Here is a 17171-nt window from a genome sequence, read left to right as displayed (position 1 = left end):
CGTCTACTCCTTTTCCGGGTGCTGCTCTTCGGCCAGCGTATAGCGCAAAATGGGTTTTAAAGAGCGGTAGACGGTCACCATCTCTTCTCGAGTGGCCCGGCGCACCTGGTCGGCCGCCTGTTCGGGGCTCTGGCAGCGGCCCTCGATGATCTGGGCCAGATACCAGGGATCGAGCTCGCCCAGCGAGTCGCCCATACTGGCAAAACCGCCCAGCAGGTATTTTTTGGTATCCTCGATCTCGCTGTCGGAAAAGTCGCCGGCCTGCAGCGCCTGTATCTGCTCCATCACCGCTTTTTCGGCGCGAGCACAGTCTTTATAATCGAGGCCCAGATCGATGGTGGTGAGACCGTTGAGGCGGTTATAGCGGCCGTCGCAGTAGTAACACAAGCTCTCTTTTTCGCGCACATTGACAAACAGGCGCGAAAACGGCGTGCTGCCGAGCAGGGCCATCGCCACCCGCACTGCGCCGTACTGCTGGGCGGTAAAAGGCGGACAAGGGGCCAGGCAGAACACCAGTTTGGTCTGATTCATCTGCATCTCTTCCAGCTGCTCGGTCTTTTCTGGCGCGGTGGGGACGCTGTGGTGGCAAATAGAGAGCGGCCGGCGGTCGGCGGTGATAGCGCTCAGGCGACGGCGCAGCGGCTCTTCTACCTGCGACAGCGCACCGCTGCCCGAGACGATGATATGGATGCTCGCCTCGCGCAGCAGGCGACGGTAGCTGCTATACAGCGAAGCCGGCGTGATGGCATCCAGTGTTTCGGCCCAGCCCAGGCGGGGAATAGCCGCCGGCTGACCGCAAAACACCTGCTCGCGGGCGCGCTGCAGCGCCCAGGCGCGCTTGTTGTTGAGCTGAGCGGCGATCTCGTCGCGCTGATTTTTCTTTTCGACCTCTACCAGCTGGGCGTCAAAACCGTTTTGGTCGGCGCAGGGGCACAGCAACATATCGCACAGAAAGTCGGCCAACTGGGTCAGCAGCGGCTCTTTTTCGAGACAGAAGCGATCGTCGATGCCCTGGACCATGAGCGTGAGCACCTGGCAATCGCCCAGCGAGGAGACCCGGCAGTCGTAAAAAGAGCCGTACAGATCGTACAGGCGGCGGTTGAGAGCGGCAAAGGTGGGGTATTTTTGGCTGCTGCGGCCCAGTATCTCCCCCAGCAGGGCATAGGGGGTGACGGTGTCGGCCTGCAGCGGCACACAGAGATTTATAGACAGCCGGTTCGATACGTGGCGGCTGTCGTGCAGGGTATGCAGGTCGATGCCCGCATACAGAGGGACAGTTTTCAGTTCCATAGATCTTCCTTTTCGGCGGGCCCAGGTGTAGGCGCCGCATATATTTTCGTGGCCGACTACCGTGTGCCGTATGCGCTGCCGGCCTTTTCACTGGACGCTGGGCACACGGTACACATTACACATTGCAGAGCATCTGCGGACAGGCACACGACAGCGTACATCTGCTGTATTCTGCCCGCGGCGGCACCGGACCTATACCGGCGCTGTGCGGCAGCTATCTGTTATTATAGCAAAAAAGCGGCACAGTTAAAAGAGCGGCAAAAGACAGCGGCAGTTTTTCTGCCGCTGTCTTTTTGAAAAGGTGTTATTTATTCGTCGAAAAAAGCCCCGTGGATGGCGCTGACGGCCCGGTCGGCGTCGTCCTCGTCGATGATGACCGAGATCTTGATCTCGCTGGTGGAGATCATTTTGATGTTGATATTGGCCTCGGCCAGCGCCTCAAACATGGTGGCGGCCACGCCGGGGTTCGACTGCATGCCCGCCCCCACGATAGAGACCTTGGCGATGCCGTCTTCGCAGCGGATCTCGGCGCCGGGGAAGCGGTGGCTGTGCCGCTGTAAAACGGCCAGCGTCTCCTCTTTCTGATCTTCGCTGACGGTAAAGCTGATGGCCTGCAGGCCGTCGACCGGCGGGGTCTGCAGGATGATGTCGACGTTGACTTTATGCTTGGCCAGCAGCGAGAAGATCTTGTGGGCGATACCCGGCTCGTCTTTGACCCCCACTACGCTGACACGCACCACATTTTCGTCTTTGGCCACGCCTTTGATGAGCATTTTTTCCACTTCAACATCCTCCTTAACGATGGTGCCCGGTACCCGCTCTAAACTGGAGAGCACCTCGATCTGTACCCCGTATTTTTTCGCCATCTCCACCGAGCGGTTGTGCAGGACCTGGGCACCCAGGGTGGCCAGCTCCAACATCTCGTCAAAGGAGATCTCGTCTAATTTTTTGGCGTTTTTCACCTTGCGCGGATCGGCGGTATACACGCCGTCCACATCGGTGTAGATCTGGCAGGTATCGGCCGAGAGGGACGCCGCCAGTGCCACGGCGGAAGTGTCGGAGCCGCCGCGGCCCAGGGTGGTGATGTTGTCGTACCGGTTGAGGCCCTGGAACCCCGCCACGATAACGATGTTGCGCTTATCCAGCTCAGTCTGCAGCCGCTCGGTGTTGATGCGGCGGATGCGGGCGTTGGAGTAGGCGCTGGTGGTGAGGAAGCCGGCCTGCCAGCCGGTGAGCGACACCACCGGGAAGCCCAGCTTTTCGATGGCCATAGCCAGCAGCGAACAGCTGATCTGCTCGCCGGTAGCCAGCAGCATATCCATCTCGCGCTTGGAGGCGTCGGGATTGATCTCGGCGGCCTTTGCGATGAGGTCGTCGGTGGTATCGCCCTGAGCAGAGACCACCACCACCACATCGTTGCCCTGCTTATATGTATCGGTCACCAGGTTGGCGACATTTCTGAGCCGCTCGGCGTCTCGGACCGAGCTGCCGCCGAACTTCTGTACTACTAAACCCATAAAAGAACCCCCTATTTTCTGCTTTTCTGAGCGGCAAACGTGCAGACACTGCAATCCATTCTATTCCGCTGCCGGTAAAAAGGTATCATCCAGCTGCTGGACATAGGCGCCCCGATTATCTGGTGTGAGCCGAGTCAGGGCAAAGCGCGCCGTCTGTTCATTTTGGCTGATACGCGCCTGTACCCGCTGACAAAAGCCGGTATCGCCGCCATCTACCAGCGCCAAAATGGTGGGGCCGGCGCCACTGACGAATACCGCCAGAGCCCCTTCACTGTATGCGGCATCGAAGATGCCATCCCCGCCGGGAATGAGGCCCAGCCGGTAGGGCTGGTGCAGCCGGTCGCCAGCGGCGACCCGGATGTTATCGAGCTTGCCGGTGCAGATGGACGTGGCCATCAGCGCTGCCCGCGACAGATTGTACACCGCATCTTTGTGGCTGACTGTGGCCGGCAGCGCTGCCCGTGCCTCTTCTGTTTTGAGGGCGAAGTCGGGAATAAAGGCCACGAAGTGCAGGCTGCTGTCCAGATCTTTTTTGACATAGAACACGTGCTCGTCTTCCAGTACCGCCGCCACGAACCCCCCCAGTATGGCCGGGGTGGAGTTGTCGGGGTGGCCCTCCATGTGCGCGGCCATATCCACCAGTTCATCGGTGGTAAAGGGCTGCCCCAGCAGTGCATTGCCCCCCAGAAGGCCCCCGACGATACAGGCCGAGGAGCTGCCCAGGCCCCGGGTCATGGGGATGGTGTTTTGCTGCCGGATGTACAGGCCGGGAAAGGACCGACCACACCTGTTATACAGATCTTTCACCGTTTGATAGATGAGATTTTTTTCGCCGGTGGGCACCCGCACCCCATCCAGCGAGGCGATGTCCGGGCCCTGCGCCTCTTTTAAATAGATGGTGTTGTGCATGCCCAGCGCCAGACCCAGCGAATCGAACCCGGCGCCGATGTTGGCACTGGTGGCGGGGACGGTGACTTTTATCATATCAAATCATATCCTTTTGCGTTTTGTGGCCCCAGCCGACACTGCCGACTAATAGGGCATGACTTTCATACAGTTTTCTACCGGAAGCAGCGCGGCCAGCTTGTCGCGGGCGTTCTCGAAATCGCGCTGCGACTGCTCGGCGGTGACAAAGGCGGTGTACGCCCCACAGCTCTCGCAGCGACCCAGTTGTCCAAACACCAGCTCGGCTACCTCCAGCACCTTGGCGGTGTCGGTGCAGGCCACCCGCAGATAGTGGCCGCACACATCCTGCGCGGCGTCCTGCAAGAAGTCCTCGTCCACCTTTTCCCAGTACAGCGACTGGTGGATGTTCTCGCTGCGCACTGTGTCGATGATATCGGCCACCACCGCGCTGGCGGTGGGCAGTTTACCGGCGCCGCGGCCGTAAAACAGCACGTCGCCCAGCATATCGGAGCGCACCAGTATACCGTTAAACACATCGTCTACCGTGGAGAGCTGGCTGGCGCGGTCGACCAGAGCGGGGCACACCTCGATAAACACGCGGCCATCCTCCTGCTTTTTGGCCCGCCCGATAAGTTTGATCGCATAGCCCAACTGGCCAGCCAGGGCGATATCTTCGGTGGTGACGGTGCGGATGCCGCTGGTGGGCACCTGGTCGGGGAAGATGTGCCGCCCAAAGGCCAGCGAAGCCAAGATGCAGATCTTGCGGCAGCAGTCGTGACCGTCGACGTCGGCGGAGGGGTCGATGGTCTCGGCATAGCCCAGCTGCTGGGCCCGCGCCAGCGCCTCGTCGAAGGAGAGGCCCTCTCTGGCCATTTTGGTGAGCATGAAGTTGGTAGTGCCGTTTAAGATGCCGGCGATCTCGTCGAACTGGTTGGCGGCCAGGCACTGGTGCATGGGGCGGATGATGGGGGTACCGCCGCCCACGCTGGCCTCGAACAGAAAGTTGACCCCCTGCTCTCTGGCGATCTTTAAAAGCTCCCAGCCCTTGGTGGCCACCAGCTCTTTGTTGGAGGTGACGACACTCTTGTGTGCCAGCAGGCTGTCTTTTACAAACTGATAGGCGGGCTTGAGGCCGCCGATAGACTCCACCACCACCGAGATATCGGGGTCGTTTAAGATGATAGAAAAGTCTTTAATGAGCTTATCCTGATTGGGGTCGTCTGTGAAGTCGCGGATATCACAGATGTATTTGACCTCTATTTTTTGGCCGGCCTTTTTGGCGATGCTCTCAGCGTTGCGCTCTATGACCTCTGCCACGCCGGAGCCCACCGTGCCGTACCCGATGATCGCTACCTGTACCAATGCGTTCACTCTCCTAACAGTCGTTTGATCTCGACGATGCCGCCGAGCTTGCCGATCTCCCGCTCCAGCTGTTCTAAGCTGACCGATTCGCCGTCCATGCGAAAAGAAATGGTCACCGGCGCCACTGAATCAATGGGGATGGACTGGTTGATGGTGAGAATATTCACCCCGCAGCCGGTCACTGTGTTGATGAGCTGAGAGAGCACCCCCGGCTCGTCTTTGAGCGAGAAAGAGTAGGTGCACAGCTGCCGCGCGTCTTTGGCCGGGCGAAAGACCCGGTCTTTGTACTTGTAAAAGGCGCTGCGGGAGATGCCCACCCGCTTGACCGCCTCGGAAGAACTCTTGACCGCGCCTTGGGCGATCAGCTCTTTGGCCTCCACCACCTTGGGGTATACCCCCGGCAGGGCGGTAGTCTCTACCAGCAAAAACTTTGGCAAATCGCGCATTCGTCCGTCCCCCATATACTATTGTTTTTCTGACAGAAACAATAGTACCACTTCTACCATTCCTTTGCAACTGACCAGCGACAAAATCAGAGCGATTCTGTCACCTTCTCTCTATTGGCAAAAAACGTTATTCTCCGGGGATATTTTTTGTGCAACTAGTGCGGTGCATACTTATATCAAATAGGAAAAGTCCCGGGCCGCACTATCTGCGGCCCGGGACTTTTATATTGGACGGATTGACCCCTGTCAGGAGGCAGTTTTATTTTTGGTAGTCGTACCTGACGAAGAGCTGCTGGAAGATCCGTTTGACGGCGTGCTGCCCGAGGAGGAATTGGATGAGGAGGCCGAGGACGAATTCTTATTCTCCTCTTCCTCGCGGGAGATGGAGGCAGATTTGGAGGCGGAGATACTGGCCGAGCGGGAGGCCTCTTCCTCCTCCTGCTTTTTCTTCTTCTCCTCTTCCTCTTTCTGCTTTTTCTCCTCATCGGTCAGGCACTCGGTGCCGTCACAGGTCTCGGTGGGCACATTGGATGTCTTGTACCAACCGGTCGCCTTTTCCTTACAGGTGTCGCTGGCGAGCTTGCCGCTCTTGACGCAGTAGGTGCGGGTGGTGACACCGCTGGCTGAGGGGAAGTCTTTATAGGCCAGCCCCTCGTGGATGTGGCCCATGACATCCTGCCAGACGCCGGCGGGCACATAGCCATCCTCGTTCAAATTGGTGTCGAAATCGTAACCCCACCACACGCTGGTGACATAGTATGGCGAGAAACCGACGAACCAGATATCGTGCGCATAGCCGTCTTCATCGGTACTGGTACCGGTCTTGCCGCCCTGGGGCTGATAGCCGAAACCGTAGCCCGAGGCGGTGCCGCCAGCGCGCAGCACCTGCTGCAACATCTGGTTCATGACCTTGGCGCCGGCCGGCGACAGGGCCTGTTTAGTGGTCGGGTTAGACTTATCCAGCAGCGAGTTGCCAAACTGGTCTTCCACTTTGGTGTAGCAGCGGGGCTGATAGTACACGCCGCCAGTGGTAAACGGCACATAGGCGGCAGCCATCTCCAGCGGCGAGATACCGTAGGCCATGCCACCCAAGCCCAGCGAACTCTCGGTATAGTCGCTCACACCAGACGGGTCATCTTCCTCCGCCAACGTGGTGACCCCCAGGTTATCGCGCAGGTGCTGAAATGACTCGGTGATACCCACCTTTTGCAGCACACGGACAGCCAAGGTATTGACAGACTTCTTCAGCCCTTCTTCTACTGTCATTTTGCCCCGGTAGGCGTTGTAGTAGTTTTTGGGCCAGTTTCCGCGCACCGGCTGATCTTCTAAGATAGTGGACCAGTTGACAAGATCTCTGTCGATAGCCGGCCCATAAGAGGCGATGGGCTTGATGGAAGATCCCGGTGGGCGCGGACTGACTGCCCGGTTAAAGCCGCGGTTGGTCTCTTTGACTCCGCGTCCGCCGACCATACCGACGATGTTGCCGTTGACATCCATGACCACCGCCGCCGACTGGGGCTCTTCACCCAAGTTACGGCCCGGGTCGGAGGGGAAGTTGGAATCGTCCTGGTAGTAGGACTCCAGATAACTCTGTACCGAGGTATCCATGGGCGTGTGGATGCGCAGGCCGCCGGTGTAGATGAGGCTGATGGCGTCTTCTTCGGAATAGCCCAGTTTTTCCAGATCGTCGGAGACCTGCTCGATCACATAGTCTACATAGTAGCTCTCGATCTTGGTGCCCTGATTGGCAGCGGCAGTATTGAACACCAGTTCCTCGTTCTTGGCTGCCTCGTACTCCTCTTTGGTGATGAACTCGAGCTCGTACATTTTAGCCAGCACCTGTAACTGGCGCTTTTTATTGGCCTCAGGATTTGTAAACGGATCGTAGGCCGACGGCGCCTGGGTGATACCGGCCAGACAGGCCGCCTCGGCAATGGATACCTGCGAGATATCTTTATTAAAGTACAGGTTGGCCGCCGCCTGCACGCCGTCGGTACCGTTGCCCAGGTGGAAGGTGTTGAGATAGGCCTCTAAAATGCGGTCTTTGGAATAGGTCTTCTCCAGATTGAGCGCGCGGAAGATCTCGCGCGCTTTTCGGGCATATCCCTCCAGCGCATTGGTGGAACGGTCGTTGGTGATATTTTTGATGAGCTGCTGGGTGATGGTACTGCCGCCCTGCCGGTTGGAGAAGATCGGCACGATCTCGTTGACGGTAGCGGCGATAGTGCGTTTCCAGTCCACGCCTTTATGGCTGCGGAAACGCTCGTCCTCGATGGCGATGACCGCGTTTTGCATGTGCTTGGGGATCTGATCGATGGACACGTAGATGCGATTGGACTCGCTCTCGAGACGGGTGAGCTCCACCTCGTTGCCGGCGGCATCCTGGCCGTAAATGATGGTGGTATAGGGCAGCTTGACCTTGTCGAGGTCCAGCAGCTGGTCGTCGTCTTTCATGGTGGAGAACACGTACATCACAAAAGATGTGGCAGCCACCGAGCCGACGATCACGCAGACCATAAAGATCGAGAGCACGACCCGAAACCAGGTGCGGTCGCGCAGCCGTTTCTTCCCCTTTTTGTTGAGCTTTACCTCTTTTTTGGGTTTTTTGGTTTTCTTCGACTGTTTATCGGTCTTCCCATTCGCGGCAAGCGCTTTTTTCTCGTCCCGGTCTTTGGGGTCCGGGCCAGAAAGGTGCTTGTTGTCTGGCATAGAACCGACCTCCTTGCTTGTGTTAAGGCGCAACATATGCAGCGCAAATTCGCTGTTTTACAGCCGCTCAGTCCCCGGCGGAAAAACCGCAAAAAACCGAGCGCCGGATACCCGGCCGCCGCCGGACCAGTATCTGGGCACTGGACTGGTTGACCGCGACAAAGGGCGCAGAGCGGCCTGGGTATACAAGAACAGGTTACATTATAGCATATCTGCCGGGGTTTGTTAAATGCCCCCGAAGCATATTCATGGAAATTTAAGAGAATACTACCAGTGCGAGGTGATCGTTATGCGCAAAAAAACTATGGTCCTCACCGGCGTGACCGCCGCGGCATTTTTGCTCTTCTGCCTTTTATTCTCTATGACAGTAGGATGGCTGCAAGCCAAGGGAGATATGCAGGTGGGCGCCTCCCCCCACTACACCATAACCCAGGTGGAGGGGCAACTGGCGGTATACAGCCCCGGTGAAAAGGAGCCCCAACTATATGACGTGTACATCGACACGCTGCCCCAAACCGAGCAGCAGCGGCTGCGCGAAGGCGTGGAGGTATACACGCAGCGGGAGCTCAAGAGCCTGTTGGAGGACTACACCAGCTAGCGGGAGAGCAGCACAGACTGCTGCGCCAAAAGAGGTGCCCGGCGGTACATTGGTACTGCCGGGCACCTCTTTTATATAGAAGATAGCCGCTATTCTTTTTTAGATCGCATCTCGTTGAGCGGATTTTGCAGGTGCAGCGCTTTGAGCACGGTGCGGTTCATGGTCTTGACCCCAAACTCCACCATCGGCCCGGTGCACAGCACACTGAGCACGGTGCCCACACCCAGCACGCCGCCCATGACGAACCCCAGAATGAGGTAGGTGGCGTCAAAAGCCATTTTGAGGTACTTGTAGTGCCAACCGGTCCAGTCGATGATGCGAAAGATGATGGCATCGGTAGAACCCAGGCCAAAGCGCAGCGACACCGTGACCGAGATGCCCACACACATGATGGTCTGCCCCAGGATGAAAAACAGCGCCCGCTGCCACATGGTGAGGACCATAGGGTCTATACCGGCAAACAAAAATTCGTACAGCTTTAAGAACGGCCCCATCAACATGCCGCCCAGCACGGTACCGATATATACGTTGCGCCAGGCGATGATGCAGGCCAGCACGATAAAGGTGCCGTTATACAGGAGCGAGGCGTTGGAGTAGGCCATACCCAGTACTTTGGAGATGCCCTCGATAAACAGCGAGGTGGGGTCGATACCCAGCCGCGCCTTAAGACACAGGCTCACCCCCAGAGCCGAGAACATAGGCCCGAAGATAAAGACCGGCAGCTTGTGACAGGCCTCCAGCAGTTTGCTTTTCACAGTGGCGTTCATACAGTTTCTTCCTCTCTCTTTTGGTGTTTTGATCTATCTTTGGGGACCCGGACGCCAGCGCCCGGGCAATATCAGCGCTTGCGTACCGCCGCGGGACGGGACTTCTTTTTGGCCTTCATTTCGTTGAGGGGATTTTGCAGCCCCAATTTTTTGAGCAGTGTGCGGTTGAGAAACTTTACCCCCACCTCGACGATGGGGCCGGTGGTGAGCATGCTGAGCACCGTGCCCACGCCCAACACACCACCCATGAGGAAACCGACAGTCAGGTAGGTGGCGTCAAACGTCATTTTCAGGTATTTATAGTGCCAGCCGGTGACCGAACAGATCTTGAAAATGATCGCGTCGGAGGAGCCGAGACCAAACCGCAGCGACACGTTGACCGAGATGCCCAGGCACATGATGACCTGACCGACAGCAAAGAAGAGGAAGCGCTGCCACAGGACCAGCGAGGCCGGGTCGATGAAGGCCAACACATGTTCGTACACCTTTAAAAAGGGCCCCATGAGCATGCCCGAGAGCACGGTGCCGATGTAGATGTTCTTCCAGGCCAGGATACAGGCCAGCAAAATAAAACTGCCGTTATACAGGAGCGAGGCGTTGGAGTAGGCCATTCCCAGCACCTTGGAGAGCCCCTCGATAAACAGCGAGATCGGGTCGAGGCCCAGTGCAGCTTTTAGACAGAGGCTGATGCCCAGTGCTGAGAGCAGCGGTGCAAAAATAAAGATCGGCAGTTTCTTTCCCGCCTCGGTCAGCCTGTCTTTCACGCTCTGTTTCACGGCCGTTCCTCCCCTGTGTTCGCCTGTTTTTGGCAAGTATCGACTGCACAGCAGCCATAGTAAATATTATACAGCTCTCTGCATTTTCACACAATAAAGGTCTGCAGAGAAAAAGCCTGATATATTTTAGGCAGAAACACAGTTGTGCGCCAAAAAGCGGCGTGCTACACAGCTATGCTGGTTCACGCCGCTTTTGACAGTTTATTTTGTACTATTTTTCTGACAGCTGCTCGGTGAGCTGGTCGTAGAGCTGATCAGTAGTGTCGTCGTTGCCGCCATTTATGTAATAGAGCGTGCCGTCTTTGGTGGTGATACGCAGCGACTTGGCGCCGCCGTTGTCGTAGAGCACGGCAGTCTCGCCGCCTTTGAGGTGGTACTTGCCCCGGTAGGTGCCGTTAAACTCGGCCACCTGACCGGCGGCTTCTTTGCGCTCGGGGATGCGCTCGACCTCTTCGAGCAGCTGGATATCCGTCAGGGCGATCTCGGTCTGGCTGGGCCCGGAGATAGCGAGCGCCTCATCGGTCACTTTAAAGCTATTGGGACCAAACGAATAGGTAAAGGTGGTGGCGAAGTAGAGCAGGCTCACCAGCACTGCGGCGATGGTGCAGACTTTACCCGGCCCTTTTTTGGCGTCTTTTTGCAAAAAGGTCTTGCCGATAAAGCGGATGAGCAAAAACAGGTACACCGCCATGAGCAGATCTTTAAAGATGAGGTAGCCCATGAGCTGGCAGATACCGGAGACAGCCGACACCGCGCCCATGATATACAGGCTCTTCTGTGAAAAAGACTGGCGCTGGACCTCGATCTCTTCCATCTGCTCGTTGGTGAGCTTGGGGTCGTAATAGGTGATAAACAGGGTCAGGATCTTCTTTTGGGTGCAGTAGCCCAAAGCCAGCATGGAAACGCCCAACAGTATGGCAAACACAGCAGTTTCTCCTTTATAAAAGCATCAAATATCTTTTATCTTAGCACAATGCGACAGAAAAGGAAATAAACAAATTTTGAACTTGTTAAAAACTAGACAATGCCTGTCATTTTCAGCAAAACACATAATTTCATTTGGGGATGTTTATGCAAAAACGCTCAATTTTTCGGTATTTACCCGTTGAAATCAACCAACTTTTTGCGTATAATGCTAATTAGGGAACGTTGTAGTTTTTTACAACGCCACTATTTTGAAAGGGGTTAAGACCAATGACCAACAATAAAAATGTCTTGAACTGGGTCGAAGAGATGGTAGCACTCTGCAAACCCGACAAGGTCGTCTGGATCGACGGCAGCGAGAAGCAGCTGGACGAGATCCGGAACCTGTCTATCTCCACCGGCGAGATGGAAAAACTCAACGAGGAGAAACTGCCGGGCTGCTATCTGCACAGAACCGCAGAGAACGACGTGGCCCGTGTCGAGCATAGAACATTCATCTGCACCAGAGATGAAAAAGACGCCGGCCCCACCAACAACTGGGAAGACCCGAAAGTCATGTACGAGAAACTGGGCAAGATGTTTGACGGCGTGATGAAGGGCCGCACCATGTACGTGATCCCTTACTGCATGGGCCCCATCGGCTCCAAGCTGTCGAAAGTCGGCGTTGAGCTGACCGACTCTACTTATGTTGTGCTGAACATGGCCATCATGACCAGAATGGGTCAGGCCGCTTTTGAGCAGCTGGGCGAGACCTCTAACGACTTTGTGCGCGGCCTGCACTCCAAAGCCGACATCGACGAGGAGAACCGCTACATCTGCCACTTCCCCGAGGACAACACGATTTGGTCGATCAACTCCGGTTACGGCGGCAACGTTCTGCTGGGCAAGAAGTGCTTTGCGCTGCGCATCGCCTCTTTCCAGGGCAAAAACGAGGGCTGGATGGCCGAGCATATGCTCATTCTGGGTATCGAGAATCCCCAGGGCGAGGTCAAATATGTCACCGCTGCTTTCCCCTCGGCCTGCGGCAAGACCAACCTGGCCATGCTCATTCCGCCTGAGGTATACACCGAGAAAGGCTACAAAGTATGGACCGTGGGCGACGATATCGCCTGGCTGCGCATCGGCGACGACGGCAGACTGTGGGCCATCAACCCCGAGGCCGGTTTCTTCGGCGTTGCCCCCGGCACCAACATGAAGTCTAACCCCAACGCACTGAAATCCACCATGCAGGGCACCATCTTTACCAACGTGGTCCACAATCTGGACGACAACACTGTTTGGTGGGAGGGCCTGGATAAGAACCCGCCGAAGAATGCTGTTGACTGGAAAGGCAACAAGTGGGATCCCGAGAGCGGCGTAAAAGGCGCACACCCCAACAGCCGTTTCACCGCCCCCGCCAAGAATTGCCCCTGCGTCAGCCCCGAGTTTGACAACCCGAAAGGCGTGCCGATCTCGGCTATCGTGTTTGGTGGCCGCCGTGCCAAGACCGCTCCGCTGGTCTACCAGGCAAGAGATTGGCAGAACGGCGTGTTCGTAGGTTCGATCATGGCTTCTGAGACCACCGCTGCCGCTACCGGCGCTGTTGGTGTGGTCCGCCGTGACCCCATGGCTATGCTGCCTTTCTGCGGCTACCACATGGGCGACTACTGGAAACACTGGCTGGAGATGGGCAAGAAGCTGGGCGACAAAGCGCCGAAGATCTTCAACGTCAACTGGTTTAGAACCGACGACGAAGGCCACTTCATCTGGCCCGGTTTCGGCGATAACATGCGTGTTCTGGAGTGGATCATCAACCGCTGCGAGGGCAAAGCTGACGCCGTTGAGACCCCGATCGGCTACGAGCCCAAAGCCGAGGACATCAACCTGGAGGGGCTGGACCTGTCTCTGGACACCCTCAAAGGCCTGCTGAATGTCGACAAAGATCTGTGGAAAGAAGAGGCCAAAGGCATCCGCGAGTTCTACGGCAAATTTGGCGACAGACTGCCCACCGAGATGATGGATGAGCTGAATAAACTGGAGGCCAACCTGAACAAGTAAGGTATGCCTGCTTTAAAAAGGCCGCGTTTGATGCGCGGCCTTTTTTATATCCGTTCTTTTCGGCCTGAAAAGCCGCGCTATAGAATAGAATTTGAGGAGGCACGCCGATGCAAACTGTTTTGACTGCATATCTGGTCGCGGTAAATCTGACCGGTCTACTGCTGTGCGCCACTGACAAATACCGGGCCAAAAAGGGGCGCTGGCGCATACCGGAACACACCCTGATGTCGGTCGCGGCTCTGGGTGGCTGCTTTGGCCTGTACCTGGGAATGAAAGCCTGCCACCACAAGACCCGCCACCCCAAATTTTATGTGGGCGTGCCGCTCTTGTGCCTGATGTGGGCAGCTGTAGTGGGACTGGCCTGGTGGAACGGATGGCTGTAGAAGCGCCACCGGCTGCCCCATAAGATGACAGTGCCACCCTTTTTCCGATCCCGCCCAAGGCAGCACAAAATAGCAGATGGATGTAGGACCGGTCATGCAAGCATTTCTCAGCAGCAAAAAAAGCGCCAGCGGCAGAGCTCTGCCGCTGACGCTTTTTTATGATCTTATTCTAGTCAGCGAATGCGCCGGCACTCCAGGTAAAAGCGCTTATCCCAGGCATGGCCCATCGAAAAGGTCTTGCGCGGCAAGGCGCCGTCGAGCACCACTGTGCGAAACAGATCTTCTTTTTGCATAGCCGGCAGCAAAAAGCCCACCGTATTGGGCTGCGCCGTAAGTGCAGCCACTGCCTGCTCGCCGTGGATATAGTCGACCCGGCCGCCACACTGCGCCAGATAGCTGTCTAAAAAGTTTTGCAGGGTCCCCACCGGCAGATTGGAGGTGGGCGTTTTTAAGCAGTAGTCCTGCACACAGTCGCCTATTTGAACTTTTATCTGCTGACCAGCTGATTCAGAGCTCGCCGGTACTGCACCACACTGCGCCGATAAGGCCTCCAGCAGCTGTTGGGGCTGCACGCCAAAGGCCACCCGGTGAATAGGCTCGAACACCAGCGACTCGTCGTGCAGGTTGACCACCTCCACCAGCGCATAGCGGGCCGGGTACATAAGGGCTTGCTGGGGGGAGAGCTGCTTTTTGATCTGCTCATAACAGGTCTTGGCGGTGGCCAACGAGTGGTTGCCGTCGCCCACCGCAAAAAGCAGCGGGGCTTGGCTCTGCGTGCCGCAGCGGCGATTAAAGCCGTCGGTATCGGCCAGCTCTGACAGCGCCTGCATGATACGCCAGTTCTCGGCCCCATCGCACAGATACCCCACGGCGCGGCCACTGTCTTGCATGAGCGGAGTATCGTACACCTGTTCCAGCTGCTCCACCCGCTGCTCAATGGGCTCGATAACGGTGTGCGCCCGGTCGTCGATGAGCAGCATCACGTGGGGGCACTCCAGTGCAGCCTGCTGCCGCACCCGTACTCGGGGCGGTATGCGTTCGAGCACAGTTCCCTCGGTGGCCCGCACCAACGACTGGGAGCCAGGGGCGAAGTCATAGCACTCCAGATCAATGATGCCCAGCAGGCCGCGGCGGATACCGCCGTCGCGCAGTGTGCGCCGCAGATATAAAAAATCGGAAAACGGCTCCAGCAGATCGCGCTGCAGGTAGTCCTCCATGGCGGCGCCGGCGCTCTTTATCTGCTTGTCGATATCGTCTTTTTCCAGATCACATTCGGGGATGATCATATGCAGTGTTGACGGGGCTTCCCCCACCTGCTGCCGCACCTGCTCCCAGTATTCGGGCTGAGAGGTGTACTGGTCACAGGCCACGACACACCACTTTTGCAGATCCACTTCTTTTTTGGGGATGTACAGGTCGCCGGGGAAAAAGCCGGTCTTGTTCATCAAATCAACCTCTCTAATGGCAGCGGTCCGCCGCCGATCTACGTAAAATAGCCGGTCACTCTTCCCTTCCGGCTAAAGCGATATTACTGCTGGCCCACGGGAAAAATGTCGCCGGAATACAGCACCTCCTGCCGCCCCTCTCTGGCAATGAGCAGCCCGCCGTCTTCGGCGATATCCAGCAGCTGGGCTTGCACCCGTTGCCCCTGCGGCAGGTGCAGCAAGACCTGCTGCCCGCGATACAGCATCTGCTGGCGGTAATCCTGTATGATCTGCGCCCAATTCTCTTGAAATAGCTGTTCCAACTGCTGCTCGATCCCGGTGAGCACCGCATCGAGCAGATCTGACCGGGATATATCGCGCCCCGCAGAGCCGACCAGCGCAGTGGCTACCGACACCAATTCGGGGGGAAAAGCAGTCTCTTTTACATTGATACCCACCCCTACCACCGCGTAGTCCAGCGAGCCGGTCTCGGCTACCAAGCTGCACTCAGTGAGGATACCACAGCACTTTTTACCCGCCAGCAGCAGATCGTTGGGCCACTTGATGGACGGCGATACGCCGCACAGAGCTCCAATACCGGCACTGGTACCCAGGGCCACCGCCATCGTTAAAAAACGCAGTGCCTGCAGTGACAGCGGGCGGCAGATGGCAAAAGAAAAGTAGAGCCCGCTGCTGGCCGGCGAGTAAAAGCTGCGGCCCTGCCGTCCCCGGCCAGCAGTTTGATGGCCCGCCACCAGCAGACAGCCGTCGGAAAGATCACCGGTACCGGCCAGCGCGCGCAGTGCCGAATTGGTAGAGGGCACCTCATCTCTATAAAAAGCAGTAGCACCCAGATAATGGCCCCTGCGGCGGCGCTGTATCTCGTGGGACGAGAGCACATCGCCATCCGCCTCCAGCCGGTAGCCGCCGCTCTGGATAGCGGTAATGGGGTAGCCCTCTTTTTTCAGGGCGCCTATCGCCTTCCACACTGCGGTGCGCGACACACCGGTCTCTTGCACCAGCTGGGCACTGGATACAACCTGCCCGATCTGCTGTCTGAGCCGCTGCAATACAGTGTATTTGGTCTCGCTCACCGGGCACCTCCTTATCCTCTGCACGCTACTGTGCGCGGTCCTCTTCGTGCAAGTAGTATAGCATGTTTTTATAGGGCAATCAATCATGTCAAAACTCGGTGGACAGACAAAAAAGCGCACCGCTCGGCATATGCATAGAAAGCGGGCAGTGAAAATGCCTGTAATAACCAGGAAAACGGTGATTTTTGATGTATACCGCGTTTATCTGCCTAATACTGGCAAACCTGCTGTACTTTGCGCTGCACATCTCCAGCCAGAGCAGCTTTCCCAAACCACTGGATAAAGAGGAGGAAGCTGACCTCTTTAGGAAATACAAAGAGGAAGGAGACATGGAGGCCCGCGGCAAGCTGATTGAGCACAACCTGCGCCTGGTGGCCCACATCTGCAAAAAATACTACGCCGCCGGGCAGGCCGACCAGGATGATCTGGTGTCTATCGGCACGATTGGGCTGATCAAGGCTGTATCTACCTTCAACCATCAAAAGGGGATACGCTTTGCCACCTACGCCGCCAAATGTATAGAGAATGAGATACTGATGCAGTTTCGATCTCAGAAGAAAAATGCCGGGCTGTTGTACATCAATGACTCTATTGAGCAGGACGGCGAAGGCGGCAGCCTGACCTACTTAGATGTGGTGGCCGACGACACCGATATCGTCGAGACCATCGATCTGGGGATACGCTCGGAGAAGATGATCCACCTGATCAACACAGTGCTCACCCCCCGCGAGCGCATCATTATCAAGTTGCGCTTTGGCCTCAATAACCAGCGTCCACAAACCCAAAAAGAGGTGGCTGGTCTGCTGGGCATCTCCCGCTCGTATGTGAGCCGGATCGAGAAGAAGGCTTTGGGAAAGCTGTATAAGGGGCTTAAAGATATGGGGCAGGCCCCTGGGCGATAAAAAATGTGCAGACAGCAGCAAACTGTCTGCACATTT

15 protein-coding genes are annotated in these 17171 nt (G+C 56.9%); 4 read left to right on the top strand and 11 right to left on the bottom strand.

The genetic code is table 11. From position 1 onward, the window contains the following. Window positions 1-3 precede the first annotated feature (3 nt). The 6 genes from C6Y32_RS02030 to C6Y32_RS02005 all read right to left on the bottom strand — a co-directional run bounded on the left by C6Y32_RS02030 (window position 4) and on the right by C6Y32_RS02005 (window position 8230). Window positions 4-1290, bottom strand: coding sequence for a M16 family metallopeptidase (locus C6Y32_RS02030; RefSeq protein WP_105203491.1), 1287 nt, complete (start codon window positions 1288-1290; stop codon window positions 4-6). Between the two features lie 308 nt (window positions 1291-1598). Continuing rightward, window positions 1599-2807, bottom strand: coding sequence for an aspartate kinase (locus C6Y32_RS02025; protein WP_105203490.1), 1209 nt, complete (start codon window positions 2805-2807; stop codon window positions 1599-1601). 60 nt (window positions 2808-2867) lie between these two features. Continuing rightward, window positions 2868-3791: a homoserine kinase gene (gene thrB / locus C6Y32_RS02020; protein ID WP_105203489.1), complete on the bottom strand. Its 924-nt coding sequence runs from the start codon at window positions 3789-3791 to the stop codon at window positions 2868-2870. A gap of 48 nt (window positions 3792-3839) precedes the next feature. Continuing rightward, window positions 3840-5075: a homoserine dehydrogenase gene (locus C6Y32_RS02015; protein ID WP_105203488.1), complete on the bottom strand. Its 1236-nt coding sequence runs from the start codon at window positions 5073-5075 to the stop codon at window positions 3840-3842. A 5-nt stretch (window positions 5076-5080) separates the two neighbouring features. Continuing rightward, complete coding sequence (locus C6Y32_RS02010; RefSeq protein ID WP_164998089.1) at window positions 5081-5521, bottom strand: ACT domain-containing protein; 441 nt, start codon at window positions 5519-5521, stop codon at window positions 5081-5083. Between the two features lie 246 nt (window positions 5522-5767). Beyond that, window positions 5768-8230, bottom strand: coding sequence for a transglycosylase domain-containing protein (locus C6Y32_RS02005; RefSeq protein WP_164998088.1), 2463 nt, complete (start codon window positions 8228-8230; stop codon window positions 5768-5770). A gap of 289 nt (window positions 8231-8519) precedes the next feature. Between C6Y32_RS02005 and C6Y32_RS02000 the strand changes: the two genes are divergently transcribed. Continuing rightward, entirely contained in the window at window positions 8520-8828 is a 309-nt protein-coding gene (locus C6Y32_RS02000) for a BofC C-terminal domain-containing protein (RefSeq protein WP_105203485.1), read from the top strand. A gap of 89 nt (window positions 8829-8917) precedes the next feature. Here the strand turns inward: C6Y32_RS02000 and C6Y32_RS01995 are convergent, their stop codons facing one another. The 3 genes from C6Y32_RS01995 to C6Y32_RS01985 form a co-directional block, all read right to left on the bottom strand. Then, on the bottom strand, window positions 8918-9595 hold the full coding sequence (locus C6Y32_RS01995) for a YczE/YyaS/YitT family protein (RefSeq protein ID WP_105203484.1): 678 nt from the start codon (window positions 9593-9595) through the stop codon (window positions 8918-8920). Window positions 9596-9666: 71 nt separating this feature from the next. Continuing rightward, entirely contained in the window at window positions 9667-10371 is a 705-nt protein-coding gene (locus C6Y32_RS01990; protein ID WP_105203483.1) for a YczE/YyaS/YitT family protein, read from the bottom strand. 211 nt (window positions 10372-10582) lie between these two features. Next, a complete protein-coding gene (locus C6Y32_RS01985) occupies window positions 10583-11296 on the bottom strand; it encodes a hypothetical protein (protein WP_105203482.1) in 714 nt (237 codons plus the stop codon). Between the two features lie 269 nt (window positions 11297-11565). Between C6Y32_RS01985 and C6Y32_RS01980 the strand changes: the two genes are divergently transcribed. Both C6Y32_RS01980 and C6Y32_RS01975 read left to right on the top strand, forming a co-directional pair. Further along, complete coding sequence (locus tag C6Y32_RS01980; RefSeq protein WP_105203481.1) at window positions 11566-13332, top strand: phosphoenolpyruvate carboxykinase (GTP); 1767 nt, start codon at window positions 11566-11568, stop codon at window positions 13330-13332. A 107-nt stretch (window positions 13333-13439) separates the two neighbouring features. Then, entirely contained in the window at window positions 13440-13715 is a 276-nt protein-coding gene (locus tag C6Y32_RS01975) for a DUF1294 domain-containing protein (RefSeq protein ID WP_105203480.1), read from the top strand. Between the two features lie 173 nt (window positions 13716-13888). Here C6Y32_RS01975 and C6Y32_RS01970 read toward each other — a convergent pair whose 3' ends face one another. Both C6Y32_RS01970 and C6Y32_RS01965 read right to left on the bottom strand, forming a co-directional pair. Continuing rightward, complete coding sequence (locus tag C6Y32_RS01970; protein WP_105203479.1) at window positions 13889-15160, bottom strand: DUF1015 domain-containing protein; 1272 nt, start codon at window positions 15158-15160, stop codon at window positions 13889-13891. 83 nt (window positions 15161-15243) lie between these two features. After that, window positions 15244-16233, bottom strand: coding sequence for a biotin--[acetyl-CoA-carboxylase] ligase (locus C6Y32_RS01965; protein WP_164998087.1), 990 nt, complete (start codon window positions 16231-16233; stop codon window positions 15244-15246). A gap of 188 nt (window positions 16234-16421) precedes the next feature. Here C6Y32_RS01965 and sigK point away from each other — a divergent pair, with 188 nt between their 5' ends. Further along, window positions 16422-17135 (top strand): RNA polymerase sporulation sigma factor SigK, encoded by a 714-nt coding sequence (sigK, locus tag C6Y32_RS01960; RefSeq protein ID WP_105203477.1) that lies wholly within the window; start codon window positions 16422-16424, stop codon window positions 17133-17135. Window positions 17136-17171: the final 36 nt, after the last annotated feature.

This window comes from Neobittarella massiliensis (ex Bilen et al. 2018) (assembly GCF_900289145.1).
Taxonomy (GTDB): domain Bacteria; phylum Bacillota; class Clostridia; order Oscillospirales; family Ruminococcaceae; genus Neobittarella; species Neobittarella massiliensis.
This window is presented reverse-complemented; position numbering and strand designations above follow the sequence as displayed.

Excerpts from the sequence above, each read along its gene's own strand:
- C6Y32_RS02005 (WP_164998088.1), bottom strand. The coding sequence starts at position 8,230 with ATGCCAGACAACAAGCACCTTTCTGGCCCGGACCCCAAAGACCGGGAC.
- C6Y32_RS02010 (WP_164998089.1), bottom strand. The coding sequence starts at position 5,521 with ATGCGCGATTTGCCAAAGTTTTTGCTGGTAGAGACTACCGCCCTGCCG.
- C6Y32_RS01975 (WP_105203480.1), top strand. The coding sequence starts at position 13,440 with ATGCAAACTGTTTTGACTGCATATCTGGTCGCGGTAAATCTGACCGGT.
- C6Y32_RS02000 (WP_105203485.1), top strand. The coding sequence starts at position 8,520 with ATGCGCAAAAAAACTATGGTCCTCACCGGCGTGACCGCCGCGGCATTT.
- thrB (WP_105203489.1), bottom strand. The coding sequence starts at position 3,791 with ATGATAAAAGTCACCGTCCCCGCCACCAGTGCCAACATCGGCGCCGGG.
- C6Y32_RS01995 (WP_105203484.1), bottom strand. The coding sequence starts at position 9,595 with ATGAACGCCACTGTGAAAAGCAAACTGCTGGAGGCCTGTCACAAGCTG.
- sigK (WP_105203477.1), top strand. The coding sequence starts at position 16,422 with ATGTATACCGCGTTTATCTGCCTAATACTGGCAAACCTGCTGTACTTT.
- C6Y32_RS02025 (WP_105203490.1), bottom strand. The coding sequence starts at position 2,807 with ATGGGTTTAGTAGTACAGAAGTTCGGCGGCAGCTCGGTCCGAGACGCC.
- C6Y32_RS02030 (WP_105203491.1), bottom strand. The coding sequence starts at position 1,290 with ATGGAACTGAAAACTGTCCCTCTGTATGCGGGCATCGACCTGCATACC.
- C6Y32_RS01970 (WP_105203479.1), bottom strand. The coding sequence starts at position 15,160 with ATGAACAAGACCGGCTTTTTCCCCGGCGACCTGTACATCCCCAAAAAA.
- C6Y32_RS01980 (WP_105203481.1), top strand. The coding sequence starts at position 11,566 with ATGACCAACAATAAAAATGTCTTGAACTGGGTCGAAGAGATGGTAGCA.